Raw genomic sequence first — 25,179 nt, 5'->3', positions numbered from 1 at the left:
CGTTGCATCCTTCGCGCCCGCTTACGCGCCGAGTGTCTCGATCAGCGCCATCTCCTTGCTCGTCATCAGCTTCTCGATGTCCATCAGGATCAGCATCCGCCCGTCGACCGTGCCGAGGCCCGTCAGATACTCGGTCGTCAGCACGCCGCCGAACTCCGGCGCCGGCATGATCTGCTCGTTCGACAGCGTGAGCACGTCGGACACGCCGTCGACGACCATCCCGACGACGCGATGCGCGACGTTCAGGATGATCACCACCGTCTGATGGTCGTAGTCGACGCGGCCGAGATGGAACTTGATGCGCATGTCGACGATGGGCACGATGATCCCGCGCAAGTTGATCACGCCCTTGATGAACTCGGGCGCGTTCGCGATCCGCGTGACGCTGTCGTAGCCGCGGATTTCCTGCACTTTGAGGATATCGATGCCGTATTCCTCGTCGCCGAGCGTGAAGACGAGGAATTCCTGGCCCGCCGCGTCGCCCTGCTCGGCGTCGCGGCGGTTGGCCGCGTTCGCCGCGGCCGGATGGTTCGTTTGGACTTCGGACACGTTAGCCCCCAGGTCGATGGATGACGTAAGTTAGGACACCGCGAGCGCGGCGCTCGTGTGCGCGCCGTGCGTCGTGCGGGTATCGCGATTGAGCGCCGCGACGTCGACGATCAGCGCGACGCTGCCGTCGCCGAGAATCGTCGCCGCCGAAATGCCGTACACCTTGCGGTAGTTCGTCTCGAGGTTCTTGACGACCACCTGCTGCTGGCCGACGAGCTCGTCGATCAGCATCGCGAAGCGGCGGCCCTCCGTCTGCATGATCGTGACGATGCCCTGCGTCGGATCGGTGCGCGCGCCGTCGACCAGGAACACCTCGTGCAGCGCAACGAGCGGCAGGTATTCGCCGCGCACGCGCACGACGCGCTCGCCGTTGCCGATCGTGTAGATGTCTTCGGCCGAAGGCTGCAGCGACTCCATCACGAAGTTCAGCGGCAGGATGAAAATCTCGCTGCCGACCTTCACCGACATCCCGTCGAGGATCGCGAGCGTGAGCGGCAGCACGATCCGCGTCGTCGTGCCGCGGCCGGCCTGCGACGTGATCTCGACGTGCCCGCCCATCGACTGGATGTTGCGCTTGACGACGTCCATCCCGACGCCGCGGCCGGACACGTCGGTCACGACTTCGGCCGTCGAGAAGCCCGGCGCGAAGATGAGGTTCCACACTTCGTCGTCGCTGATGTTCTCGGAGATCTGCATCCCCTGCTTCGCGGCCTTCGCGAGGATTCTGTCGCGGTTCAGGCCCGCGCCGTCGTCGCTGACCTCGATCACGATGTTGCCGCCGTGATGCGCGGCCGACAGCACGAGCTGGCCGACCGCGTCCTTGCCCGCCGCGCGGCGCGCCTCGACGGTCTCGATGCCGTGATCGAGGCTGTTGCGCACGAGGTGGGTGAGCGGATCGATGATCCGCTCGATGAGGCTCTTGTCGAGCTCGGTCGCCTGGCCGAACGTGACGAGCTCGACCTGCTTGCCGAGCTTGCCCGCGAGGTCGCGCACGAGCCGCGGGAAGCGGCTGAACACGTAGTCCATCGGCATCATCCGGATCGACATCACCGCTTCCTGCAGGTCGCGCGCGTTGCGCTCGAGCTGCGCCATGCCGTTGTACAGGCGGTCGTGCAGCGCCGGATCGAATGCGCTCGTCGTCTCGGCGAGCATCGCCTGCGTGATCACGAGTTCGCCGACGAGATTGATCAGCTGGTCGACCTTCTCGACGCCGACGCGAATCGAGCTGCCCTCCGCGCTCGCGGCGGCGGCCGGACGCGGCTTGCGGTCGTCGTGATGCGGCGCGGCCGCTTGCGCGGCGGCTTGTGCGACCGATGCCGATGCCGGAGCCTGAGCCTGAGCCGATGCCGCGGCCGGCGCGGCGGCGGGCGCCGCGGGCGCGCTCGGCGCAGCGGGTTGCGCGGCCGGCTTCGCTTCGGCGGCGGTCGCCACCGGTTCCGCCGCCGATGCGGCCGCCGCAGGCTCCCGCTCGGCGTCGTCCGGCTGCTCGGCGGCCTGCGGCGCGGCGGCCACGTCCGGTTGCGCGACGCCCGCGCTCGGCGCGGTGCCGCGGCCGATCGCGATCTGGCTTTCGTCGATCACGAAGCAGCACACGGCGATGATGTCGTCCGACGACACGTCGGTCTCGAGCCACAGCGTGAGCGCGTCGCCCGTCTTCGCGCGGCCGACGATCTGGCCGAGATTGCCGAGTTCCTCGGTCAGCAGTTCCTGGTCCTTGTCGCCGACGCCCGACAGCGTGATCTTCAGATGCGGGCCGTCGCCGCCGCTTGCGGCGCCGGGCGCGCCGGGCGCCGGATGCGCGGCCTCGACCGCCTGCTCGACGACATGCTCGGGCGCGCCGAAGAGGCCCGCCGTCGGCGCGGCCGCAGCGGCAGGCGCCGCCGCGACGGACGCGGCCGGCTGAGCGGCCGCCGGTGCCGATGCTGCCGATGCTGCCGGTGCTGCCGCGGGCGCGGCGGCGGCGGCGCTCGCCGACGCCTTCAGCCGCTCGAGCTTCGCGCAGATCGCGGCGGCCGCGGCCGCGTCCGGCTCGGCGCTCGCGCGGTAGTCGGCGAGCTGGTCGGACAGCACGTCCTTCGTCTCGAGGAACGCGTCGACCATTTCCTTCGTCAGCGTGAGCTCATGGTTGCGCGCGCGATCGAGCAGCGATTCGAGGATGTGCGTCGTTTCCGTGAGCGCGGTGAAGCCGAACGTCGCCGCGCCGCCCTTGATCGAATGCGCGGCGCGAAAGATCGCGGCCAGATCCTCGGGATCGGGCGAGGCGACGTCCAGGTTCAGCAGCAGTTGCTCCATCTGCGCGAGCAACTCGTCGGCTTCGTCGAAGAACGTCTGATAGAACTGTGTGATGTCGAGAGTCATGCCGGTTCACCGCATAAAAACGTCATGTTCGTCACGAAAGGCTCGACGACGCCGACAGCGCCGCGACCAGCTCGAGCAGCGCTTCCGGGTCGAGCGGCTTTTCGATCCAGCCGGTCGCGCCCGCCGTGCGCGCCGCGTCCTTGAACGCGTCGCCGTTCTCGGTCGTGAGGACGAGAATCGGCGTCGCCTCGTATGCCGATTGCGCGCGCAGCGCCGCGATCACGTCGAGGCCGTTCTTCTTCGGCATGTAGTGGTCGGTCAGTACCAAGTCGAACGGCGTGGCCAGCGCGACGTCGAGCCCGACTTCGCCGTCCGAGGCGACGGTCACGTCGTAGCCCGCTTCGCCGAGCGTCGCGCTGAGCAGCGTGCGCATCGTGGCGGAATCGTCGATGGCGAGAATGGTTCGGATCATGTCTTGTCTCGAATGCGTGTTCTCGAAAATGTCAGGGTTTCGGCGCGGCCGGCACGCCCGGCGCGGCGGCCGCGCCGGGCGGCGTGATCTGCTGCGCGAGGCGTGTCGAGCCGGCCGCGTCGGACGACAGCGTCGTCGTCGTCGCGTCGTCGCGCATCAGCGCGAGCTCGGATCTGCGGTTCAGCACGATGATGCTGATCCGGCGGTTCTCCGGATCGAGCGGGTCCGCCTTGTTCAGGTTCTGCGTCGACGCGAGGCCGAGCACGCGCAGCACCTTCGCCTCGTCCATGCCGCCCGCGATCAGCTCGCGGCGCGACGCGTTCGCGCGGTCGGCGGACAACTCCCAGTTGCTGTAGCCGCCCTCGCCGCCCGCATACGGCACGGCGTCGGTGTGGCCCTGGACGATGATGCGGTTCGGCACGTCGTTGAGCGTCTTGCCGATCTCGCGCAGGATGTCGCGCATGTACGGCTCGACGGCGTCGCTCGACATCGCGAACATCGGCCGCTTCTGCGTATCGACGATCTCGATGCGCAGCCCCATCAGCGTCGAATCGATGCGGATCTGCTGCTTGAACTGGCGCAGCGTCGGGTTCGCCTCGATCGCCGCCATCAGCTTCACCTGCAGGTCGTGCAGCCGCATCTGCTCGCGGCGCTCGAGCGAGCCCTGCGCCTGCGCGAGCGCTTCGTCGTCGTTCTTCTTCACGATGCGCTCGGCGAGACTGGTCGAGCCGTCGGTGCGGCGCGTCGTGCCGGCGTCGATGCTCGAGAGGTCGCGGCCGCCGCCCTTGATGATGCTCGAATCGTCCGCGTTGCGATCGCCGCTGCCGAAGAGCGCGGCCTTGAGCGGCGTGTTGAAATATTCGGCGATGCCCTTCAACTGCACGGGCGTCACCGCCGACAGCAGCCACATCAACAGGAAGAACGCCATCATCGCGGTCATGAAATCCGCGTACGCGAGCTTCCATGCACCGCCGTGGTGCCCCTTCTTCTGATGGTTCACCCGCTTGACGATGATTGCCTGATCCTTGCCTTTGCTCATGTCGGGCCTCTCGCGCTCACTTCGCCTTCACGCGGCGCACGTGCTCTTCGAGCTCGGCGAACGACGGACGCTCGGTCGAGAACAGCACCTTGCGGCCGAACTCGACGGCGATCGCGGGCGCGTAGCCGTTCAGGCTCGCGAGGATCGTCACCTTGATGCACTGGAACATCTTGGTCGACTCGGCGACGCGCTGCTCGGCGAGGCTCGCGAGCGGCCCGATCAGCCCGTACGACAGCAGGATGCCGAGGAACGTGCCGACGAGCGCCTGCGCGATCATCGCGCCCAGCACCGCGGGCGGCTTGTCGGCGGACGCCATCGTGTGAACGACGCCCATCACCGCGGCGACGATCCCGAACGCGGGCATCGCGTCGCCGACGCGCATCAGCGCGTGCGCGGGGCCTTCGCCTTCCGCGTGGTGCGTCTCGATCTCCTCGTCCATCAGGCTTTCGATCTCGAACGCGTTCATGTTGCCGCCCACCATCAGGCGCAGGTAATCGGTCAGGAATTCGACGATGTGATGGTCGGCAAGAATCTTCGGGTACTGGGTGAAGATCGGGCTCTTCTCGGGTTCGTCGATGTCGGCCTCGAGCGTGAGCGTGCCTTCCTTGCGGGCCTTCGCGAGCAACACGTACAGGAGCGCCATCAGCTCCATATAGATGTCCTTGTTGTACTTCGAGCCCTTGAACAGCGCGGGCAACACGCGCAGCGTCGCCTTGATCGTCTTGATGCCGTTGCCGAGAATGAACGCGCCGACGCCCGCGCCGGTGATCATCAAGATCTCGACCGGCTGAACGAGCGCGCCCAAGTGTCCGCCCGCCAGCGCGTAGCCGCCGAACACGGACAACAACGTCACGAGAGTTCCCACGAAAATCAGCACTGCCTGTCCCTCACGAATGAACGGCCGGGAGGCCGCCGTTAAGTGGTTTACGGCAGTCGGTACGAAAACTTTGAGAACCGCCCGGCGGAGGCCCGCCGGTGTATACCAGCAGAGGGGAGGAAGCCGTGCGCCGCGCGGCGCGCGAACGGCGTGGCCCGGCGGGCGGAGCGAACGCTCGTTCGCCCGCGGCCGCGCGCGGGAAGCTTACGCGGCGATGGCGGCCTGGTCGGCCTGCGCGGCGGCCTTGCGGGTCTTGCCCGCGCGCGACGGCGGCTGGCAGAGACCGCACACGTAGCCGTGGTGCGGATCGTGCGCGTGTGCGACAAAGTGCCCGCCGCAGCGGGTGCACGGCGTCGTCTGCAGCATCCCGGAATCGAAGAAGCGCACGAGCGTCCATGCGCGCGTGAGGCTCATCACCGCCTCGTCGTCCGACAGCCCGACGTGCTCGAGGTACAGCCGGTATGCCTTCACGATCGCCTGGATCGAATCGCAGCCGCCGTGCTCGCGCATGAAACGGTAGATGTTGTAGAACAGCGAGGAATGAATGTTCGGCTGCCACGTCATGAACCAGTCGGTCGAGAACGGCAGCATCCCCTTCGGCGGCGACATGCCCTTCAGCTCCTTGTAGAGCTTGATCAGCCGATCGCGCGACAGGTTCGTCTCGGCTTCGAGCAACTGCAGCCGCGCGCCCAGCTCGATCAGTTCGATCGCCAGGGTGATCTCCTTGACCTCGACCACTACGCTCTTGGACGCCATCGCCGCTCTCCGCTATTTATCCAAACAAAACAATCAGACTTCCGATTTCGATTCGCGCACCAATACGCGCCGGCGAGACGCGCGGCTTCCGTTCAACGGAAGCTTTCGACCGGCTGCCCGGCCATCAGGATCGCCGAATGCGCATGCGCGACGGCGGAGCTGCGGCCCTTGTCGGCGAGCGATGAGAGCATGGAATGATCGTCGAAACGGAAACGGCAGAGCATCTGGTTCGAGGCGGCGAGCTTGACCGTCTGGGCAAGCGTCAGGTTCACGAGCACATCGGCGAGTTCTTCCGAAATCCCCATGCGGAACATGCCCATGGCCTTGTCCTCGCGCAGCAGTCGTTGCGCGAGCAGCAGGTAAGACAGGTTGACTTCGTTGATCTCGGCGAGCATTTCGCTGGTTGCGCTCATGATTCGATTCCCCCGTAAGAAATCTTTGGCCAATCGGTAATGCCAGTGAAAACGTTTGCTCGATCTACCCACTGAGTTGCGGGCAATCGGCTTGTTTATATTCTTACGGGCATTTTGGCCAATCGGCGGGGGGGCCGCTATCAGTGAAGGGGAATGCGCTTTGCCGGAATTATCTGTAAACCGTGTAGGAATTTTTCTGACAAAGACCGGAAACGGCCCGCAGACGCCCGTCTGGCCGAAAGCCCCGCCAATCAAGGCAGGGAAAACACCATCTTCAGGTACGGCGGGGCACGCCGGCGGAATCCGCGCCATTGCGGCGGGCAACTATTGCATTCCGCTTCTGCCACATCCTAGTCATTCAAACAGGCGTTTTCTAGGGTTTTTGCGTATTTCATCCTGTAACAAGGGTTAAGCGTTTGAAAAATCGCTCGATACCGCTCGCGCGATCCCGATAATGAATCCGAAAGCCCGGTCCGGCGACGTTCGCCGCGCACCGCCCGCTTGCCCCCCGGCAGGCGCTCACCGCTTACCGGAGCGAAGCTCGCAACGCTCCTCGGCGAGTTCCGCCCTCTTCGCAACGGAGAAACGCTCATGCGCATTGCCCAGATCGCCCCGCTCTACGAAGCCGTTCCGCCCAAACTCTACGGGGGCACCGAGCGGGTCGTGTCCTATCTGACCGAGGCGCTCGTCGAAATGGGGCACGACGTCACGCTGTTCGCGAGCGGCGATTCGGTCACGTCGGCGCGCCTTGAGGCCGCCTGGCCGCGCGCGCTGCGGCTCGATCCGTCGATTCGCGACGCGATGGCGCCCCATATGCGCCTCCTCGAGCAGGTCGCGCGGGTCGCCCACACGTTCGACGTCCTGCACTTGCATCTCGACTACCTGCCGTTCCCGCTGCTGTCGCGCCTCGATGCGCCGTTCGTCACGACGCTGCACGGCCGGCTCGACCTGCCTGAGCTGCAGCCCGTCTTCGACGCGTTCCCGAATGTACCCGTCGTGTCGATCTCGAATTCGCAGCGCACGCCGCTGCCGCAGGCCGGCTGGGCGGGCACCGTCTACCACGGGCTGCCCGACACGCTACTCACGCCGCAAGCCGGCCGCAAGCCCGAATATCTCGCGTTCCTCGGGCGCATCTGCCCGGAAAAGCGCGTCGACACCGCCATCCGGATCGCGGCGCAAAGCGGCCTGCCGCTCAAGATTGCGGCGAAAGTCGACAAGGTCGACGAAGATTATTTCAAAGCCGAGATCGAGCCGCTTCTCGGTTCCGCGCACGTGGAGTTCATCGGCGAGATCAACGAGGCGCAAAAGCCCGCGTTCCTGTCGGGCGCGAAGGCGCTGCTTTTCCCGATCGACTGGCCGGAGCCGTTCGGCCTCGTGATGATCGAGGCGATGGCGTGCGGCACGCCGGTCGTCGCGTTCAACCGCGGCTCCGTGCCCGAGGTGATCGACGACGGCGTCACGGGCTTCATCGTCGAGGACGTGCAGGGCGCCGTCGGCGCGCTGCACCGGATCGACGAATTGTCGCGCGATGCAATCCGCGCGCAATTCGAGCAACGTTTCAGCTCGCACGCAATGGCGCGCCGCTATATCGACATCTATGAAACGCTGCGCGAAGCAGCCAAGCAGCCGCAATGGCGACGCGTGGCGACGGGTTAACCCTTTGACCGGCGCGATTGCAGAAATCACGCGCCCATTACGCCGCGCATAGAAGAAAGCCGCATCGGGAAATGCGGCTTTCTTTTTGCCAAGCGTCCGATAATCAGCCGATCAAAAAGCGCTCGCGGTTTTTGCCGACGATCCAATGCGGGGGCTTCCCGCGGCCGCTCCAGGTACTGCCGGATTTCGGATCGCGGTATTTGGCCGGCAGCGGTCCCCTCTTCGGCGGACGACCGCGCCGCGCGCGCTCCGCGAATCCCAGATCCTGCGCCGTGAGGCCATACTCGACGATCTTGCCTTGCAGCTCGGCGATCACGGCCGCGACCTCCTGACGACGTACCTCTTCCGCCTGAGCCTGCAGCTCGACGATCTGCGCCTTGATTTTCGCGTATTGAGACATTTCGACTCCCTATATCATGATCCGCCTGGCATTTCCCAGCCTAGACACAAAGGATCTATTGCGCAATCGGAATTGCTACGAAATCCAACAAAAACATTTCGTCTGATAAATTTTAAAATTCAATTGCCATACTCGTGCAATACGGCGTTATTCTAATAAAAACGCCGATCGGCCAATCCCAATTTGACAATCGTTGACTCTTCGGAAACCGTAAGATTTCCTATAATCCAGGCGGCATTCGTGGATGCGTCCCCGCTTTTTGTGGCGCAATCCGTTTTCGATTTTCACCACCAGGAACCACTCCAATGAAATTACCTCAGCGTCTCGCAGCAGAAGTGTTCGGCACGTTCTGGCTCGTTCTGGGCGGCTGTGGCAGCGCCGTTCTGGCGGCCGCGTATCCGGGCCTCGGCATTGGCTTTACCGGCGTCGCATTCGCGTTTGGCCTGACCGTTCTGACGATGGCGTTCGCGATCGGCCACGTCTCGGGGTGTCACCTGAATCCGGCCGTGAGCGTCGGCTTGACCGTGGCGGGCCGCTTCCCGGCCCGCGATCTCGTGCCGTACATCGTCGCGCAGGTCGTCGGCGCCACGCTCGGCGCGTTCGTGCTGTATCTGATCGCGACCGGCAAGCCGGGCTTCGACGTCGTCAGCAGCGGCTTCGCGACGAACGGCTATGACGCCCGCTCGCCCGGCCATTACTCGCTTGCGGCCGCGTTCATTTGCGAAGTCGTACTGACGGCCTTCTTCCTGTTCGTGATCCTCGGCTCGACCGACAAGCGCGCGCCGGCCGGCTTCGCGCCGATCGCGATCGGCCTGTGCCTCACGCTGATCCACCTGATCTCGATCCCGGTGACGAACACGTCGGTAAACCCGGCGCGCTCGACGGGCCCGGCGCTGTTCGTCGGCGGCGAGGCGATCGGCCAGCTGTGGCTGTTCTGGGTCGCGCCCATCATCGGCGCGGCGATCGCGGGCGTGGTATACCCGCTCGTCGCGGGCCGCGACGAAAGCTGACGCCGGTGCGGGCGGCATCGGGCCGCCCGCCCGTCGCCTCACAAGGCGACACGACAGAGGAAGATCGACATCGCCCTTCGCCGGCCAATGGCGGCGGGGCAGAACGGGAACGGGCGCTGCGGCGCCCGTTTTTCATTGCCGAAGCTCGTCGCGCGCTGGCTCGAGCGGCTCTGTCGGCGCGATCGAGGCGGACGAAGCGGTCGATGCGCAGTCAGTGAGTGGTCGGGTTCTCGAGCGCGAACAGCGTGCGCAGATGGCGCGCAACGCCCGCGTCGAAGTTGTTGCCGATCCGCGGCACCCTCGGCAGACGCGTGACGAGATCGGGATTCGCGTTGTTCATCATGAACGGATGCCCGGCCGTCTCGAGCAGATCGATGTCGTTCATGTTGTCGCCGAACGCGACGCAATGCGCGGGATCGACGCCGAGCCGCTCGAGCACGACCCGCAACGCTCGTCCCTTCGAGACGTTCGCGGTCATCACCTCGAGGCAGTCGGGCAGCGAATAGGTGACGTAGAGCGCGCCGCCGAACCGGCGCGCGAGGTTGTCCGACACGACGGCCAGATCCTCCGGCTCGCCGATGTACAGCACCTTTGCGATGTCCGTGCCGTCGTGCGACAGCATGTCGACGACGTCGTAGCGAAATCCGGAATCCTGATGGAATGCGAGCAGATGCGGCGCATCGCGGTCGATCAGCCAGCCGTCATTGGTGAACAGATTGACGATCACGCGGCCGTGCGTGCCGACGAGCTCGGGCCTCACCAGTTGCCGCACCGTGTCGGCGGGCACGTCCTGCGCGTGAATCCGCGAATCGTCCGGCGCATGCACGCGCGCGCCGTTCGACGTGATCAGGTAAGGCCGGATGCCGAGCACGTCGCGAATGCCGGCGACGTCCGCGTAGTGGCGCCCCGTTGCGATCACGAAGGGCACGCCGTCGCCCGCGAGCCGCCGCACGGTGTCGATCGTGTAGGAATCGAGCTGGTGGTCGCTGTTGAGCAGGGTTCCGTCGAGATCGGTGGCGATGACTTTATACATGGCGGACGTCGGAGGATGCGGGGGCGCGGAAGTAAGCGGACATTCTATCGTCGGTCGGGAGACGCCGCTTGCGGATGTCCGTTTGCGCCGCCCACCGGGTTCATTGCGATGCGACGAGCCCGAGCCTCGCCGCTTCCCGCGCGGCGAGCCGCAACGCGCCGTGCGCGGAATCGGCCTGCGGTACCACCAGCCGCGCGCGGTGAGGCTCGGGCACCGCGCTCGCAAGCGCGCCCGCAAGCCCGCCGCACAACGCGACGGGCAGCGCCGCCGCGGGATCGAGCGCGTCGATCATCTTGGCGATCTCGACGCCCGCCTGCTCGATCCAGCGCGCGGCGGCCGGATGATCACGATGCGCGAACACGATCGGCGCGAGGCGCGCATACGCGGTTTGATTCGCCGCGCATGACCAGACGACGAGAGCGTCGCGATCGGACGCGCCCGTATGCGCGACAAGCGCCTGGGCGAACGCGTCGAGCGGAACACGGCCGTCGAGCGCCTGCTGCGCGTGCGACAGCGCTCGCAAGCCGAGCCAGGCGCCGCTCGCCTCGTCGCCGGACGGAAAACCGTATCCGCCCGCGATCCGGCAGACGCCCGATTCGTCGAGTGCGGCGGCGATACTGCCCGTGCCGAGCGCGACCACGACGCCCGGCGCGCCGCCGTGGGCGCCGACGACGGTCGTATAGGCATCGCTTTCTACCGCGAGCGCGGCAAGCGGCGCGCTCGCCCGGAACGCATCCAGCCACTCGCGATGGTTCACGCCGGCGAGCCCGCAGCCGAGCACGCAGCACCGCCAGTCGAACGCGACGCCAGCGCGCGCGCAGGCGTCCGCGCAGGCGGCCTCGATCGCGCGCCACGCGGCTTCGATGCCGAGCGCAAGCCCGGACGGCCCGCCGCCGCCTTGCGCGAGCTCGCGCCCCTGCGCATCGGCCAGCACCGCGCGGGTGCCCGTGCCGCCGCCGTCGATACCGATCAGAAAAATGTCATTGCCCATCGCTTGCTTCAATCCGAAAGATTCGTCGAAGTAACATCGTTGCCAGAGCTTAACCGCAACGGCCCGCCGCGCCCATCGGCCGAACGGCCAGGCTTGCGCCCGCTCGCCGATCCGCTATGCTGGCGCGACCACATCGACGGAACACGCAACAGATGCCGAAGCAGGAACGCTGCAGCTGGGTAAAAACCGAAGCGGACGCTCACTATCACGATACCGAATGGGGCGTGCCGTCGCACGACGACCGCCATTTATTCGAAATGCTCGTGCTCGAGGGCGCGCAAGCGGGCCTGTCCTGGTCGACGATCTTGAACAAGCGCGCCGGTTATCGCACGGCGTTTGCCGATTTCGACGTCGACAAAGTCGCCCGATTCACGCCGAAGCGGATCGACGAACTGGTGCTCGACGCGCGCATCGTGCGCAATCGCGCAAAGATCGAGGCGGCCGTCACGAACGCGCGCGCGGTCCAGCAGATTCGCGCGGAACACGGCTCGCTCGCCGCATTCCTGTGGTCGTTCGTCGATCATGCGCCGCTGCAGAACGCATGGCCGTCGTACCGCGACGCTCCGGCGTCGACCGAGCGCTCGGACGCGCTCAGCAAAGCGCTCAAGCGCTACGGCTGCAAGTTCGTCGGCTCGACGATCTGCTATGCGCTGATGCAGGCGACGGGCATGGTCAACGACCACGAAAAGAATTGCCCGTGCCACGCGCGCTGCGCGGCGCTCGGCAAGAAGATCGCGAAGAAGAAAACGGCGGCATGACGCTCATGCGGCCGGCGGCGCATGCCGGCGTCGATTGCGCCTGAATCCGCTGCGACTGCCGCTCGCAGCGGCATGAGCGGCGCGGCCCCAACCCCGGATCGTCGAGCCACGCGTGCTGGCGGAGCCCCGCCTGGCGCGGAAGACGGGAGCATGGCCGACGCCATTGCGCAGGAACGCCGGCGCGATGCGGCGGCAAGATGTGCGGCGCACCCTCGGCAGCGGACCGCGAACGCGATCCGCCGCGCACCCGTGCGCCATGCCCGCGCGAGCCGCGCTGCATACCGGACAGCCCAAACAAAACGGCGGTGCGGCTTCTCGCGAAGCCGCACCGCCGTCGAGGCGAAGCGAGCGAAGCTTAGTGGAGCTTCTTCGGCAGCATTTGGCTGCGCAGGCGCTTATGCAGGCGCTTCACCGCGGCCGCCTTCTTGCGCTTGCGCACGGCGGTCGGCTTTTCGTATGCCTGGCGCTCGCGCAGCTCGGCGATCAGGCCGTTCTTCTCGATGGCGCGGCGGAAGCGGCGAATCGCCACTTCGAACGGCTCGTTTTCTTTCAAAAGAATCGTCGTCATGTCGTTCCTAATTTGCTTGATACGGTCAAAAACGTAGCGGCCAAGCGCCACGCACCGGCCTTCCGGGCGTTTCCACGAACGGGCGAAACGAGCGGGTAGCGGCCTCGGAGGCCGGAAAAGAGAGGCGGAATGCACCGCGAAACGCTCGGCAACCAACACCAGGCGCCGCGTTTGACTGTCAGCAGACATGCCCTACGTGTACACGTAAACGGCGAAGGCGTGACAGAAATCTCAATTCAGCCCGCCATCATAACAGGTAAACATCGGCGCAGCCAGCGGTTTACCACTTTTCCGCGCGGCGCCGCCGCGCGGCCCGCCAATCGGCGCCGTGCCACGCACGCGATTGCTGCAACTGCAACGTTTGCTCACCGAACGATCCCGGCAAAAAAATCGGGCCGAATCTTGTCGCGTCCCTCAAGTTTTTTTCGCGTGCGCCGAAATCCAGCACAAGGCGGCCGGCAAAGAACGAGTGCTTCCGCCCACGCCAATAGTGGCATTGATGGGCTTTTAGGCTCAATTAGGAGATTTTCATGCTCGGAATCAACAGCAACATCAACTCGTTGGTCGCTCAGCAGAACCTCAACGGCTCGCAAAGCGCCCTGTCCCAAGCGATCACCCGCCTGTCGTCGGGCAAGCGCATCAACAGCGCGGCTGACGACGCGGCCGGCCTCGCGATCTCCGCGCGGATGCAAACGCAGATCAACGGCCTGAATCAAGGCGTGTCGAACGCGAACGACGGCGTGTCGATGGTCCAAACCGCATCGAGCGCCCTGTCGTCGCTGACGTCGGGCCTGCAGCGCATCCGCCAACTCGCCGTGCAGGCGTCGACGGGCACGCTGTCGTCGACCGACCAGGCCGCGCTGCAAAAGGAAGTTTCGCAGCAGATCGCTGAAGTCAACCGGATTGCTTCGCAAACGAACTACAACGGCAAGAACATTCTCGACGGCTCGGCGGGCATCCTGTCGTTCCAAGTCGGCGCGAACGTCGGCCAGACGATCAGCCTCGACCTGAGCCAAAGCATGTCGGCTGCGCAGATCGGCGGCGGCCTCGTGCAGAAGGGCCAGACGATCGGCACGTTCACGAACATGAACCTCGACTCGACGGGCACGTACACGTCGACGGCCGCGAACGTCGCGATCACGTCGGTCAACGTGCTGTCCGACGGCAACGGCGGCTTCACGTTCACCGACCAAAACGGCACGGCGCTCAGCGCGACCGCCGTCGGCAACATCTTCACGGCGGGCACGGCCGCGGGCACGGGCACGGCGATCACGAACTTGACGCTCGCCGCCGGCGCGACGAGCGGCATGACGACCGCGCAGTCGACGGCCGCAACCAGCATGCTCGCGCAGATCAACGCCGTCAACAAGCCGCCGACGGTGTCGAACCTCGACATCAGCTCGGTGACGGGTGCGAACCAAGCGATGGTGTCGATCGACAACGCGCTGCAGACGGTGAACAACCTGCAGGCAACGCTCGGCGCGGCGCAAAACCGCTTCTCGTCGATCGCGTCCACGCAGCAAGCCGGCGCAACCAACCTGTCGCAAGCGCAATCGCAGATCCAAAGCGCGGACTTCGCGCAGGAAACGGCGAACCTGTCGCGCGCGCAAGTGCTCCAGCAAGCCGGCATCTCGGTGCTCGCGCAAGCGAACTCGATGCCGCAGCAAGTGCTGAAGCTCCTGCAGTAAAGTGTACCGAACGACGGGCCGCGCAGTCAGGCGGCCCGTTTTGTGCGGCGGAGCAATCCCTCGTGGCCGCCGCACGTTTTTTTCCCGCTTCCCGAATTTCCCGATGACGGTTCGCCGATCCCGGCGACGCCCGGAGTGTCACGATGTCCACGCCCATCTCGCCGAGCACGACCCAGCAGCAAACCAATGCGGCGCTGCAGCAGGCAGCGCAGTCGATCATCAGCGGCTCGACCGGCAACTCGTCGATGGACGTGAGCTCGCTCGTAACGGCACTCGTCAACAGCAAGACGGCGGGCCAGACCGCGCTCCTGTCGACCTCGGTCGCGAACGACCAGGCACAGCTCACCGCGCTCGGCACGCTGAAATCGGCGCTCACCGCGCTGCAAACGGGCCTCGGCTCACTCGCGAACGGCACCGTCACGCAAGCCTTCACGGCAACCGCGAGCGGCAGCGGCCTCACCGCGACGACGGGCTCGGGCGCCGTCGCCGGCAGCTATTCGATCGCCGTCAACCAGATCGCGACGACGCAAACGCTTTCATCGGGCGCGTTCGGCGCGACCCAGCAGCTCGGCGCCGGCACGTTGACGCTGTCGGTCGGCGGCAATTCGTCGGCAATCACGATCGATTCGTCGAACAACACGCTCGCCGGCATCGCCGCCGCGATCAACGGCGCAACCAATAATCCCGGCGTGACGGCGACGATCGTCACCGGCACGGACGGCGCGCACCTCGTATTGCGCTCGTCGACGACGGGCGCCGCGAACACGATCAACGTCGCCGTCAGCAACCTGTCGGGCGACAACGGCTTGTCGAGCCTCGCCGTCACGTCGACCGCGAGCACGACGGGCGGCCAATCGACGATCACGTCGGGCGGCAGCATCGCGTGGTCGCAGACGACGGCTGCGCAAAATGCGCAATTCACCGTCGGCGGCATCGCCGCGACGAGCGCGACCAATGCGGTGACGAGCGCGATCGCGGGCGTCACGCTGAACCTGTCGCAAAGCGCGGTGGGCACGACGCAAACGCTGACGGTCGCGGCCGACACGTCCTCGCAATCGACCGCGATCACGAACTTCGTCAATCTGTACAACACGCTCGTCACGACGATGTCGTCGTTGTCGTCGCTGTCGGGCGCGGGCACGTCGTCGCAGACGGCCGGCCCGCTCCTCGGCGACTCGACGCTCAACTCGATCCGCAACACGCTCGCCGGCATCGTCGCAGGCGGCGTGACGAGCAACGGCTCGACCGTCTCGCTCGCATCGCTCGGCATCTCGCTCTCGGGCACCGGCTCTTCAAGCCAGACGGAGGGCACGCTCGTCGTCGACCAGGCGAAACTCACGGCGGCGTTGACGAACAACCCGTCGAGCGTCGCGACGCTGTTCAACGCGACGAACGGAGTCGGCGCGCAGCTGAACAACACGATCAACGGCTACGTGCAGGCAAACGGCATCTTCGATATCCGCACGAACGCGCTGAACAAGGACCTGAGCAGCATCGCACAGCAGCAGGCGCAGCTCGCGACGTATTCGTCGCAGCTCACCACGCAGTACAACGCGCAGTTCACCGCGCTCGACACGCTGATGGCGACGATGAACACGAATTCGAATTACCTGACCCAGTTGTTCGGCGGCACCAACAGCGCGGGCTCGCTCGCGTCCAACAAGTAACGCCGCCCCGCCCACGGAGCAACCCGAGATGGATCAAAAATCGCTGATGGAGAAAGTGCTGGCGATGTCGCGTGCGATCGAGCACGCGGCGCAGATGGCCGACTGGATCGAAGTCCAGCGGCTCGTCGATGCGCGCTCGCCGCACCTGATGTCGATCGCGCCCGAACAGACGCCCGAAACGCTCGCGCTCATACGCAACGTGCAGGCGATCGACGCCGCCGTCTGCGCCGCCGCTCGCGATGCGCAGGCCGGGCTTCAGGTCGAGTATCGAGCGGCAATGAATCGACTGAACGCCGCGAACGCTTATCAGGCGGCCGCCGCTCAGTTCTGAGCCGGCGGCGCGGCTTCCATCCCCCCACACAACAACAAATCACGCGCTTCGGCGCGTGCTCGTTCACCTCGACGCCCGCTTCGTGCGGGCCTTTTTTTGCCCGCCTCGGGCGCAGGTCGCCGACCCGATTCGTCAAATTGGCGGGGATTTGGGGTTTAGCTCGGCGCTTCGGCCGGCAGGGAGCGATCGGATAATCCGTTCAACTCGCTCACTTCGTCGAGATCATGTCCGCCATTTTCGAATCGTCCGCCCCGCTCCCCCCCGAGCAGCAAATGAATGCCGACATCGCGCTCGTGCTGCAAAGCGCGCTCGAGCACCATCACAAGGGCGAGCTCGAAGACGCGCGGGCGCTCTACGAGGCGATCCTCGGCGCGCAGCCCGAGCACGCGGACACCCGCTACAACCTCGCGGTGCTGCTCGTGCAGACGGGCTCGCCCGTCGACGCGCTGCAGCATTTCGAGATGGTGCTCGGCACGCATCCGCGTCACGGCAATTATTGGGTCGGCTATGTGAACGCGCTGATCGAGGCCGGTCAGATCGCGGCCGCGTGGACGGCGCTCAACCTCGCGCAGCAACTCGGCGTCAAGGGGCCAGCCGTCGACACGATCGTGTTGCGGCTCGCGCATTCGGAGGAAGGTCGGCCTGCCGCCGTCGGGATCGTGCCTGCCGCGACCGCGGCACAGGCCGTGCCCGTCGCCGCGGAAACGTCGGAAACGCCCGAGCCGCACGCCGGCTCCGCGCGCCGCCCCGGCCGCCAGGAGATGAGCCGCGCCGAAACGCTCTATGACCACGGCCGCGACGCCGAAGCGGCAAAGGCCGCACGCACGCTTACGCGGCGCTATCCGTCGCACGGCCCCGCCTGGCGCGTGCTGGGCCTCGCGCTGCATCGCAGCGGCCGATACGTGGAGGCGTTGGAACCCCTTTTCCGCACCACCGAGCTCCTACCCGACGATTCGAACTGCCGAGTGCTGTACGCCGACACGTTGCGTCTTGCGAACCGTCTGCCGGAAGCGGAGTCCCAATGCCGCGAGGCGATCGCGCGCAACGCCGGTTACGCGGAGGCGCATCGGGTGCTCGGCGTCGTGCTCGCCGCGATCGGCCGTCAGAACGAAGCGATCGAGGCGGGCAAGCGCGCCATCGAGATCGCGCCTGATTCCGCGACGGCATACGGCTCGCTCGCGGTCACGTTGTTCGAAGGCGGGCTGCTCAACGAAGCGGAGCAATACTTCCGGCGCGCGTTCGAGCTCGATCCAAGGGATACGCTTGCGCACAGCAATCTGCTCTTCAACCTTACGCACCGCATCGACATCGACATCGATGCGCACATCGCCGCGCACCGCGACTACGCGGCGCACCACGAAGCCCCGCTGAAGGCTGCGTGGCCGCGCCATGCCAACCGTCGCGATCCGCAGCGACGGCTGCGAATCGGCTTCGTGTCGGGCGACCTGTTCGATCACGCGGTCGCGTCGTATCTGTTGCCGCTCGTCGAGCATCTGGTGAAGGACCCGGCGCTGTCGCTGACGTTCTATCACAACTACGTCCGCGACGATCGCGTCACCGCGCGCCTGCGCGCATGCTCGCACGCGTGGCATACGGTCGCGGGCCTCACCGACGCGCAATTCGTCAACCGCATTCGCGCCGACGGCATCGATATCCTCGTCGACCTGTCGGGCCATTCCGGACGCAACCGCCTGTCCGTGTTCGCGCGCAAACCGGCACCCGTGCAGGTCAGCTGGATCGGCTACCCCGCGACGACGGGGCTCGACGCGATCGACTACTACTTCACCGACTCGTACGCAGTGCCGTTCGGCCCGATGGAGGCGCAGTACACGGAGAAGATCGTCCATCTGTCGTCGGGCGCCACGTTCTCGCCCGCGACGAACGCGCCGCCCGTCAACATGCTGCCCGCGCTGCACAACGGCCGCGTGACGTTCGGCAGCTTCAACCGCCTGAACAAGCTGCGCGCCGACGTGATCGCCGTGTGGGCCCGCGTCATGCGCGCGGTGCCGGATTCGCGCATCGTCGTCGGCTCGATGCCGGGCGACGAAGATCGGCTCGAGATCGGCAAGACGCTGACCAGTTGGTTCGCGCGCGAAGGTATCGCACGCGACCGGCTGGTGTTTCAACCGCGCACGACGACGACCGTCTATCTGCAGCAACATCATCACGTCGACTTCTGCCTCGACACGTTCCCGTACACCGGCTCGACGACCGTGCTCAACGCGCTGTGGATGGGCGTGCCGACGCTGACGATGCGCGGCAAGACGCCGTCGAGCCGCGCCGGCCTCACGTGGATGTCGCATGTCGGGCTCGAATCATTCGTCGCCGACGATGTCGACGACTTCGTCGCGAAAGGCATCGCGCTCGCATCGGATGTCCCGACGCTCGCACGCATCCGCGGCGAGCTGCGCGAGCGCTGCGCGCGCTCGGCCGCATTCCAGCCGCAGCGCGTCGCGCAGGACGTGTCCGACGCATTGCGCATCATGTGGCGCCGCTGGTGCGACGGCCAGCCGCCCGCCCCGTTCGCGGTACCGCCGCGCGACGCAACGACAACCGTCGCAGGAGACCGCCCATGAGCGCACTGCCGCTGCGCGCCGTCGAGCCGTGGACCGACGAGCGCATTTACGTCACCCAACCGCATCTCGCGCCACTCGCCGAGTTTCTGCCTTATCTCGAGGCGATCTGGGAAAGCAAGGTGCTGACGAACGGCGGGCCGTTCCATCAGCAGCTCGAGAAGGCGCTGTGCGATTACCTCGGCGTGCACCATCTCGCGCTCTTCACGAACGGCACGCTCGCGCTCGTCACCGCGCTGCAAGCGCTGCGGATCACGGGCGAAGTGATCACGACGCCGTATTCGTTCGTCGCGACCGCGCACTCGCTGCTGTGGAACGGGATCAAGCCGGTATTCGTCGACATCGATCCTCACACGCTGAACCTCGATCCCGCGAAGATCGAGGCGGCGATCACGCCGCAGACGACAGCGATCATGCCGGTGCACTGCTACGGCCGGCCGTGCGATGTCGCCGCGATTCAAAAGATCGCCGACAACTACAACCTGAAGGTGATCTACGACGCGGCGCATGCGTTCGGCGTGAAGACGCCCGGCGGTAGCGTGCTCGAACACGGCGACATGTCGATCCTGAGCTTTCACGCGACGAAGGTGTTCAACACGTTCGAAGGCGGTGCGATCGTCTGCCCGGACGCGAAGACGAAGCAGCACATCGATCATCTGAAGAACTTCGGCTTCGTCGACGAAGTGACGGTCGTGGCGGCGGGCATCAACGGCAAGATGAGCGAGATCAACGCGGCATTCGGTCTCCTGCAGCTCAAGTACATCGACGACGCGCTCGCACGCCGTGCGCACATCGAGGCCGCGTATCGCGAAGCGCTCGCCGACGTACGTGGAATCCGCTGCCTGCCGCCCGTCGACGCGCCGGTGGCGAACCACTCGTACTTCCCGATCCTCGTCGACGACGATTATCCGATCAGCCGCGACGCGCTGTATCAGCGACTGCGCGATCACGAGATCTACGCACGCCGCTACTTCTATCCGCTGATCTCCGACTTCCCGATGTACCGAGGGCTGCCGTCCGCACAACGCCCCAATCTACCCGTCGCCGCAGACGCCGCGGCGCGTGTGCTGTGCCTGCCCATCTTTCCGGCGCTGTCCGACGGCAATCTTGCCCGCATCGTGAATCTCGTCGCGCACCCGCAGCCATGAAGCTTGCGATCATGCAGCCGTATCTGTTTCCGTACGTCGGTTACTTTCAGCTAGCCGCGTCGGTCGATGCGTTCGTGTTCTACGACGACGTCAATTACATCAAGAACGGCTGGATCAATCGGAACCGGATGCTGCTCGACGGCAGGCCGCACTACTTCACCGTGCCGCTCGCGGGTGCGAGCCCATCGCAAAAGATCGCCGACGTCCGAATCCAGCCGCCCGAGCGGTGGCGGCGGAAAGTGCTCGAGGCGCTGCGGCACGGTTACGGGAAGGCGCCTCACTACGCGCGCGTGAGCGAGCTCGTCGGGGACGTGCTCTGTTGCGCAACGGCACACATGTCGACACTCGCCACGCGAAGCGTGATCGAGGTCTGCAATTACCTGGGAATCGACGCACGCTTCGTCATGTCGTCGGCCGGCTACGGCAACGATGCGCTGAAAGGCGCGCAGCGCGTGCTCGACATCTGCGTGCGCGAACGCGCGGCGCGCTACGTCAATCTGCCGGGCGGCCGCACGCTATACGACGACGCGGCATTCGCCGCACGCGGCATCGCGCTCGAATTCATCGAACCGAACCTCGAACCGTACCGGCAGTTCGGCGCCGAGTTCGTGCCTGGCCTGTCGATCATCGACGTCCTCATGTTCAATGACGCCACCGAAGCGCGCGCGATGCTCATGCAAGAGGCGCGCTCATGACGACGGATGCGATCGGCGGCTATCTGCAACTCGAGTTGCCGCGCGCACCGGGCGAGCATCATGGTGACGCGCTGCGGTTTCAGTCCGCGCGCGCCGCATTCCTCGCCCTCATTTCCGCGTGCCGCCCCGACGCCGTATGGCTGCCGCACTACATCTGCGACGGCATGCTCGAGCCGCTGGAGACAGCAGGCATTCCCGTGAAGCGCTACGCACTGGACGAACGCCTGCGCGCCGCCGATACCGCGCTCGGGCCACGCGAGTGGCTCGTGTACGTCAATTATTTCGGCGTCTGCCGGCATCAGGTCGACGACGTATTGCGACGCTTTCCGCGTGAGCGCGTCGTCATCGACAACGCGCAAGCGTTCTTCGAGCCGCCGTCGGATTGCGCCGCCACGCTGTATTCTCCGCGCAAGTTCGTCGGCGTGCCGGACGGCGGCTATCTCGTGTCGCGACATGCGATCCCCGCGCCCGCCGAAATCGACCGTGACTCCCCGCGGCGCTTCATGCATTTACTCAAGCGAACCGATACGGGCGCGGAGTCCGGTTATTCGGATTATGCGCGTGCGGAGGCGAGTCTATCGCGGCAACCGCCGCGCCGCATGTCGACACTAACGCAGCGCCTGTTGGCGAGCGTCGACTATGCGCAGATCCGCGTAAGGCGGCTTGAAAATTTCGCGCGCCTGCACGAGCGGATCGGTGCGCTCAATCACTTTCCATTCGCGCAGGAAGGCATCGGCGTGCCGCTCTGCTATCCGTTCCTCGGTGCGCCGGACGGCGCGCGTGCGCGGCTCGCGGCCGAGCGCGTCTACACACCCGGCTATTGGCCCGAAGTCGCCGCACGCAAAATCGTCCCGGCGTTGGAAGCCGGGCTCGCGCGCGAAGCGCTTTTCCTGCCTTGCGATCAGCGGATGTCGGAAGGCGATGTCGCGCGCGTCGCCGACCTCGTCGCAGCGGTGTGCGGGCGCGAGCGAGCTTCTCCGGTCGATACATCGCGAAGGAGTTTGCCGAAATGAGCGACAAGATCCGAGTGCTGGTCTTTCCGTGCGGGTCGGAAAACGCCGCCGAGATCCATCAGGCGCTGCGCTACTCGGTGCACGTCGAATTGCATGGTGCGTCGAGCGTCGATGACCATGGCCGTTTCCGCTTTGCCAGATACGCCGGTGACTTGCCGAAGATCAGCGATCCTTGCTTCGACGAGGCGTTCGCCCGCTTGCTCGCCGAACGACGCATCGATCTCGTGTTTGCAACGCACGACACCGTGCACGAATACCTGTCCGCGCGCGCGGCGCAGATGGGTATGACGCTCGTCAACGGCGACCCCGAAAGCGCGGCAATTGCACGCCGCAAGAGCTCGACCTACTATTTGTTCGCCAACGAACCGTGGGTGCCGCGCACGTACGCATCGGCAGGCGACGTACACGCGTGGCCCGTCATCGTGAAGCCGGACCTCGGACAAGGCGGCCAAGGCGTGACGCTCGCGCACGACATGCTTCAGTTGAACCATGCGCTTGCTGCCGTCGAAGCGCCGCTCATCGTCGAATATCTCCCCGGCGAAGAGCTGACGATCGATTGCTTTACCGATCGCAAGCGGCGCCTGCTGCATGCGCAGCCCCGAAGCCGCGAACGTGTGAAGGCGGGCATCGCCATGCGTTCGCACCTCATTGACTCGACACCGGAAATCGATGCGATAGCGCATTCGATCAATAATCGGATGCGGCTTCGCGGCCCGTGGTTCTTCCAACTGAAGGCCGATCGCGACGGCCGCTGGAAACTGCTCGAGGTCGCGTGCCGTGTCGGCGGCACCATGGTCGCGCAGCGCGCGCGCGGCGTGAATCTGCCGTTGATGGCGGTGCAGGATTTCCTCGGCCGCGATCTCGTCACGTTGCCGAATGCCCAGATCCGCCTGATTGATCGAAACATCGCAACGCGCGCTTCGTTCGCTTGCGAATACGACGCGGTCTGCATCGATCTAGACGACACGCTGATCATCGACGGTTACGCGGTGCCGCAGACGATCGCGTTCCTGTATCAGTCGATCGCGGCCGGCAAACGAATCGTGCTCCTCACGCGACACCGGTTCGACGTCGCGAAGACGCTCGAGGCCGCGCGGATCGATGCACGCCTGTTCGACGACATTGTCGTGCTCGACGCGCACGAGTCGAAAGCCGACCACGTGCCGCCGCGCTCCATCTTCATCGACAACCATTTCCCCGAGCGTCTCGACGTTGCGCGCAAGTGCAACGTGCCGGTGCTCGATGTCGATACGGTCGAATTCTTTCTGCGCTAAGGCGCTGCCATTGCCATGATCAACAAGACCTCGCCGAACTTCCTGAACGTACTTCGCGCGGAGCGAAGAGATCTGCTCGAGCGAATGCGTCAGACGCGCTTCGAAACGTTGAAAGACGGCTACAGTCACGCACAGATCATCCCGTTCGCGACATATGCGCCGTGGCTCGACGACGCCGGTTTCACCGACGTTTACGCACTCGCGAAATCGTCGACTCTCGTCGACGTATACCGCTGCTACGAGCTGTATCGACTCGCGCAGCAGTGCGCGCGGCTCGCAGGCGAGGCGATCGAAATCGGCGTATGGCGAGGTGGAACGGCGGCCGTGATTGCGCGTGCGCTACCCGAAAAGACGCTGCATCTTTTCGACACGTTCAGTGGCGTGGCGAAATGCGACGCCGAATACGACACGCTTTATTCCGGAGGCGAGCATTCGGACGCCGACGAGCATTCGGTAGTTCGCCTGCTCGAGACGATCGGCGCCAACTGCCGCATTCATCGTGGAATCTTTCCCGACGACACGCTTGCCGCAATGCCGGATCGCGTGTGTTTCGCGCACATCGATGTCGATTCATACCGGTCGGTTCTCGACTCGTTCAATGCACTCTGGCCTCGCGTCGAATCACGCGGCGTCGTCGTGTTCGACGACTACGGTACGTTCGGTTGCGAAGGCGCCACGCTCGCCGTCAACGAGATCGTCGCAAGTCATCGAGACGGGCTTTTCGTCCACAACCTGAACGGACACGCATTGTTCATCAAGCAGCCGTAAGTTGATGCGCCGCCTGGACGCGACGCGACATCGGAATGTCGAACGGTGACGACGAGATTGCCGCGATTCGCACGATGCGGCGGCTCGCCGTGCGCTCATGGCAACTCGTTGGACGCTCACTGCCGGACACCGTGCCGTGCATCGCTGCGAGACAAGAGGATTGGGAAAGGTCGACATGAAAAAACCTGCGCATTATCAAACGCTCGAGTACGAGCGCATCATGGTGTTGATGCGCGCTTTCCAACATGCAAGCAGCCGGCCGCTGCGCGTGCTCGACTATGGTTGCGGACTCGGTAAATTTCTCGACGGCTTCGCGGCGCTGGGGCTCGACGTGACGGGTGTCGACACGAATCCCGATTACGTCGCGCGAGCGCGCGCGAAGGGCTACGCCGCATACGAACCCGATGCTTTCCTCGCCTCGCAGCAACAACCGTTCGACGTCATTTTCCTGAGCCATGTGATCGAGCACGTGTCGCCGGACGGCCTCGTCACGCTTGTGCCGCGGCTCTGCGCATTCATGCACGACGCGAGCCGCATGATCCTCGTCAGCCCGACGCCCGGCGAGCGCTTCTATCACGACTTCTCGCACGTTCGCCCCTATCTGCCGCAGAGCATCCGGCACGCGTTCGGCACGACCGGCATGCCGATATCGTTCGGCGAAGCGGGGCTGCTCGAGATGGTCGACGTCTATTTTTTCAAAGATCCGTATCGGACGCGCCTGTGGCGGTCGTTTTATACCGGGCACCCGCTCAAGCGGGCCCTGACGCGGGGATACAACCGGCTGCTCGACATCGCGTGGCGCGCATCCGGAGGCCGTGTCGGCGTGATTGCATCGTGGCTCGGCGTGTATGTGCTGCGCAGCCGCTGACGCGCGCTCCCACGGTAACGACACGCCTTTGGCTTCAACGACGCAGCGATCGGGACCGCGATGAACCGCTTGGTGGCGGGCGGTGTCGGCATCGACCACCGGATCACACGGGGGCACGAGCCGGGCGCGGCGAGCCGCTCAGCAGCGCCAGCGCCCATCCCGCCGTTGCGAAGCTCCGGCCCCAAGCGGGCTTGCGCGCACGACCATGAATTGCACGCGTCGGCGCGGTTCGCTCGGCGTGCGCCGTCTCATGCCCGACACTTGCGGGCCGAGTCGCGCCGGACACACTTCGCGGGCGCGCACCTTGACAATCCGCCCGCCCCCATGGATCACT

At 65.5% G+C, this 25,179-nt stretch carries 24 protein-coding genes; 13 read left to right on the top strand and 11 right to left on the bottom strand.

What is annotated here, in order from left to right; genetic code table 11:
• Positions 1–21: 21 nt before the first annotated feature.
• From cheW to flhD, 7 genes are all read right to left on the bottom strand, one after another.
• On the bottom strand, positions 22–549 hold the full coding sequence (gene cheW / locus WT60_RS01370; protein ID WP_038752319.1) for a chemotaxis protein CheW: 528 nt from the start codon (positions 547–549) through the stop codon (positions 22–24).
• A gap of 30 nt (positions 550–579) precedes the next feature.
• A complete protein-coding gene (gene cheA, locus WT60_RS01365; RefSeq protein ID WP_060355720.1) occupies positions 580–2,907 on the bottom strand; it encodes a chemotaxis protein CheA in 2,328 nt (775 codons plus the stop codon).
• Positions 2,908–2,938: 31 nt separating this feature from the next.
• Positions 2,939–3,319: a response regulator gene (locus WT60_RS01360; RefSeq protein ID WP_059578062.1), complete on the bottom strand. Its 381-nt coding sequence runs from the start codon at positions 3,317–3,319 to the stop codon at positions 2,939–2,941.
• A gap of 31 nt (positions 3,320–3,350) precedes the next feature.
• On the bottom strand, positions 3,351–4,358 hold the full coding sequence (gene motB, locus WT60_RS01355; protein WP_038752311.1) for a flagellar motor protein MotB: 1,008 nt from the start codon (positions 4,356–4,358) through the stop codon (positions 3,351–3,353).
• Between the two features lie 16 nt (positions 4,359–4,374).
• A complete protein-coding gene (gene motA / locus WT60_RS01350) occupies positions 4,375–5,235 on the bottom strand; it encodes a flagellar motor stator protein MotA (protein ID WP_038752308.1) in 861 nt (286 codons plus the stop codon).
• 204 nt (positions 5,236–5,439) lie between these two features.
• Positions 5,440–5,991 carry a flagellar transcriptional regulator FlhC gene (flhC, locus tag WT60_RS01345; RefSeq protein ID WP_038752305.1) on the bottom strand — a complete coding sequence of 184 codons (552 nt, stop codon included), beginning with the start codon at positions 5,989–5,991 and terminating at the stop codon, positions 5,440–5,442.
• A 92-nt stretch (positions 5,992–6,083) separates the two neighbouring features.
• Positions 6,084–6,404 (bottom strand): flagellar transcriptional regulator FlhD, encoded by a 321-nt coding sequence (gene flhD, locus WT60_RS35530; protein WP_038752303.1) that lies wholly within the window; start codon positions 6,402–6,404, stop codon positions 6,084–6,086.
• 591 nt (positions 6,405–6,995) lie between these two features.
• Between flhD and WT60_RS01330 the strand changes: the two genes are divergently transcribed.
• Entirely contained in the window at positions 6,996–8,060 is a 1,065-nt protein-coding gene (locus tag WT60_RS01330) for a glycosyltransferase family 4 protein (RefSeq protein ID WP_038752300.1), read from the top strand.
• Positions 8,061–8,163: 103 nt separating this feature from the next.
• Here the strand turns inward: WT60_RS01330 and WT60_RS01325 are convergent, their stop codons facing one another.
• On the bottom strand, positions 8,164–8,460 hold the full coding sequence (locus WT60_RS01325; protein WP_038752297.1) for an H-NS histone family protein: 297 nt from the start codon (positions 8,458–8,460) through the stop codon (positions 8,164–8,166).
• Positions 8,461–8,765: 305 nt separating this feature from the next.
• On the opposite strand from WT60_RS01325, the gene aqpZ reads away from it, so the two are divergent.
• Positions 8,766–9,470: an aquaporin Z gene (gene aqpZ / locus WT60_RS01315; RefSeq protein ID WP_038752294.1), complete on the top strand. Its 705-nt coding sequence runs from the start codon at positions 8,766–8,768 to the stop codon at positions 9,468–9,470.
• Positions 9,471–9,681: 211 nt separating this feature from the next.
• On the opposite strand, the gene WT60_RS01310 is transcribed toward aqpZ, so the two are convergent.
• Entirely contained in the window at positions 9,682–10,503 is an 822-nt protein-coding gene (locus WT60_RS01310) for a Cof-type HAD-IIB family hydrolase (protein ID WP_038752291.1), read from the bottom strand.
• Positions 10,504–10,603: 100 nt separating this feature from the next.
• Positions 10,604–11,494, bottom strand: a complete 891-nt coding sequence (locus WT60_RS01305; RefSeq protein ID WP_059671057.1) for a BadF/BadG/BcrA/BcrD ATPase family protein — start codon at positions 11,492–11,494, stop codon at positions 10,604–10,606.
• Positions 11,495–11,646: 152 nt separating this feature from the next.
• Between WT60_RS01305 and WT60_RS01300 the strand changes: the two genes are divergently transcribed.
• Positions 11,647–12,252 carry a DNA-3-methyladenine glycosylase I gene (locus WT60_RS01300; RefSeq protein WP_038752286.1) on the top strand — a complete coding sequence of 202 codons (606 nt, stop codon included), beginning with the start codon at positions 11,647–11,649 and terminating at the stop codon, positions 12,250–12,252.
• Between the two features lie 355 nt (positions 12,253–12,607).
• Here the strand turns inward: WT60_RS01300 and rpsU are convergent, their stop codons facing one another.
• Complete coding sequence (gene rpsU, locus WT60_RS01295) at positions 12,608–12,820, bottom strand: 30S ribosomal protein S21 (RefSeq protein WP_004198205.1); 213 nt, start codon at positions 12,818–12,820, stop codon at positions 12,608–12,610.
• A gap of 530 nt (positions 12,821–13,350) precedes the next feature.
• On the opposite strand from rpsU, the gene WT60_RS01285 reads away from it, so the two are divergent.
• The 10 genes from WT60_RS01285 to WT60_RS01240 all read left to right on the top strand — a co-directional run bounded on the left by WT60_RS01285 (position 13,351) and on the right by WT60_RS01240 (position 24,845).
• Complete coding sequence (locus WT60_RS01285) at positions 13,351–14,508, top strand: flagellin (RefSeq protein ID WP_038752284.1); 1,158 nt, start codon at positions 13,351–13,353, stop codon at positions 14,506–14,508.
• A 143-nt stretch (positions 14,509–14,651) separates the two neighbouring features.
• Positions 14,652–16,175, top strand: a complete 1,524-nt coding sequence (fliD, locus tag WT60_RS01280) for a flagellar filament capping protein FliD (protein ID WP_060355721.1) — start codon at positions 14,652–14,654, stop codon at positions 16,173–16,175.
• Positions 16,176–16,203: 28 nt separating this feature from the next.
• Complete coding sequence (gene fliT, locus WT60_RS01275) at positions 16,204–16,506, top strand: flagellar protein FliT (protein WP_038752278.1); 303 nt, start codon at positions 16,204–16,206, stop codon at positions 16,504–16,506.
• 224 nt (positions 16,507–16,730) lie between these two features.
• Positions 16,731–19,082, top strand: coding sequence for a glycosyltransferase family 41 protein (locus tag WT60_RS01270; protein WP_038752274.1), 2,352 nt, complete (start codon positions 16,731–16,733; stop codon positions 19,080–19,082).
• The gene (gene vioA / locus WT60_RS01265; RefSeq protein ID WP_059578045.1) at positions 19,079–20,227 is read left to right on the top strand and encodes a dTDP-4-amino-4,6-dideoxy-D-glucose aminotransferase VioA; all 1,149 of its coding nucleotides are present in this window, start codon (positions 19,079–19,081) and stop codon (positions 20,225–20,227) included. The genes WT60_RS01270 and vioA overlap by 4 nt, the downstream gene beginning before the upstream one ends.
• Positions 20,224–20,922, top strand: a complete 699-nt coding sequence (locus tag WT60_RS01260) for a WbqC family protein (protein ID WP_038752268.1) — start codon at positions 20,224–20,226, stop codon at positions 20,920–20,922. Before vioA ends, WT60_RS01260 begins: the two co-directional genes overlap by 4 nt.
• The gene (locus WT60_RS01255; RefSeq protein ID WP_186448553.1) at positions 20,919–21,935 is read left to right on the top strand and encodes a hypothetical protein; all 1,017 of its coding nucleotides are present in this window, start codon (positions 20,919–20,921) and stop codon (positions 21,933–21,935) included. The genes WT60_RS01260 and WT60_RS01255 overlap by 4 nt, the downstream gene beginning before the upstream one ends.
• Positions 21,932–23,209, top strand: a complete 1,278-nt coding sequence (locus tag WT60_RS01250) for an ATP-grasp domain-containing protein (RefSeq protein ID WP_060355722.1) — start codon at positions 21,932–21,934, stop codon at positions 23,207–23,209. The genes WT60_RS01255 and WT60_RS01250 overlap by 4 nt, the downstream gene beginning before the upstream one ends.
• 15 nt (positions 23,210–23,224) lie before the next feature.
• Positions 23,225–23,977, top strand: a complete 753-nt coding sequence (locus WT60_RS01245) for a TylF/MycF/NovP-related O-methyltransferase (protein ID WP_236860849.1) — start codon at positions 23,225–23,227, stop codon at positions 23,975–23,977.
• Between the two features lie 175 nt (positions 23,978–24,152).
• Positions 24,153–24,845: a methyltransferase domain-containing protein gene (locus WT60_RS01240; RefSeq protein ID WP_059645613.1), complete on the top strand. Its 693-nt coding sequence runs from the start codon at positions 24,153–24,155 to the stop codon at positions 24,843–24,845.
• The last annotated feature ends 334 nt before the right edge of the window (positions 24,846–25,179 follow it).

This window comes from Burkholderia sp. MSMB617WGS (assembly GCF_001532025.2).
Taxonomy (GTDB): Bacteria; Pseudomonadota; Gammaproteobacteria; order Burkholderiales; family Burkholderiaceae; genus Burkholderia; species Burkholderia savannae.
This window is presented reverse-complemented; position numbering and strand designations above follow the sequence as displayed.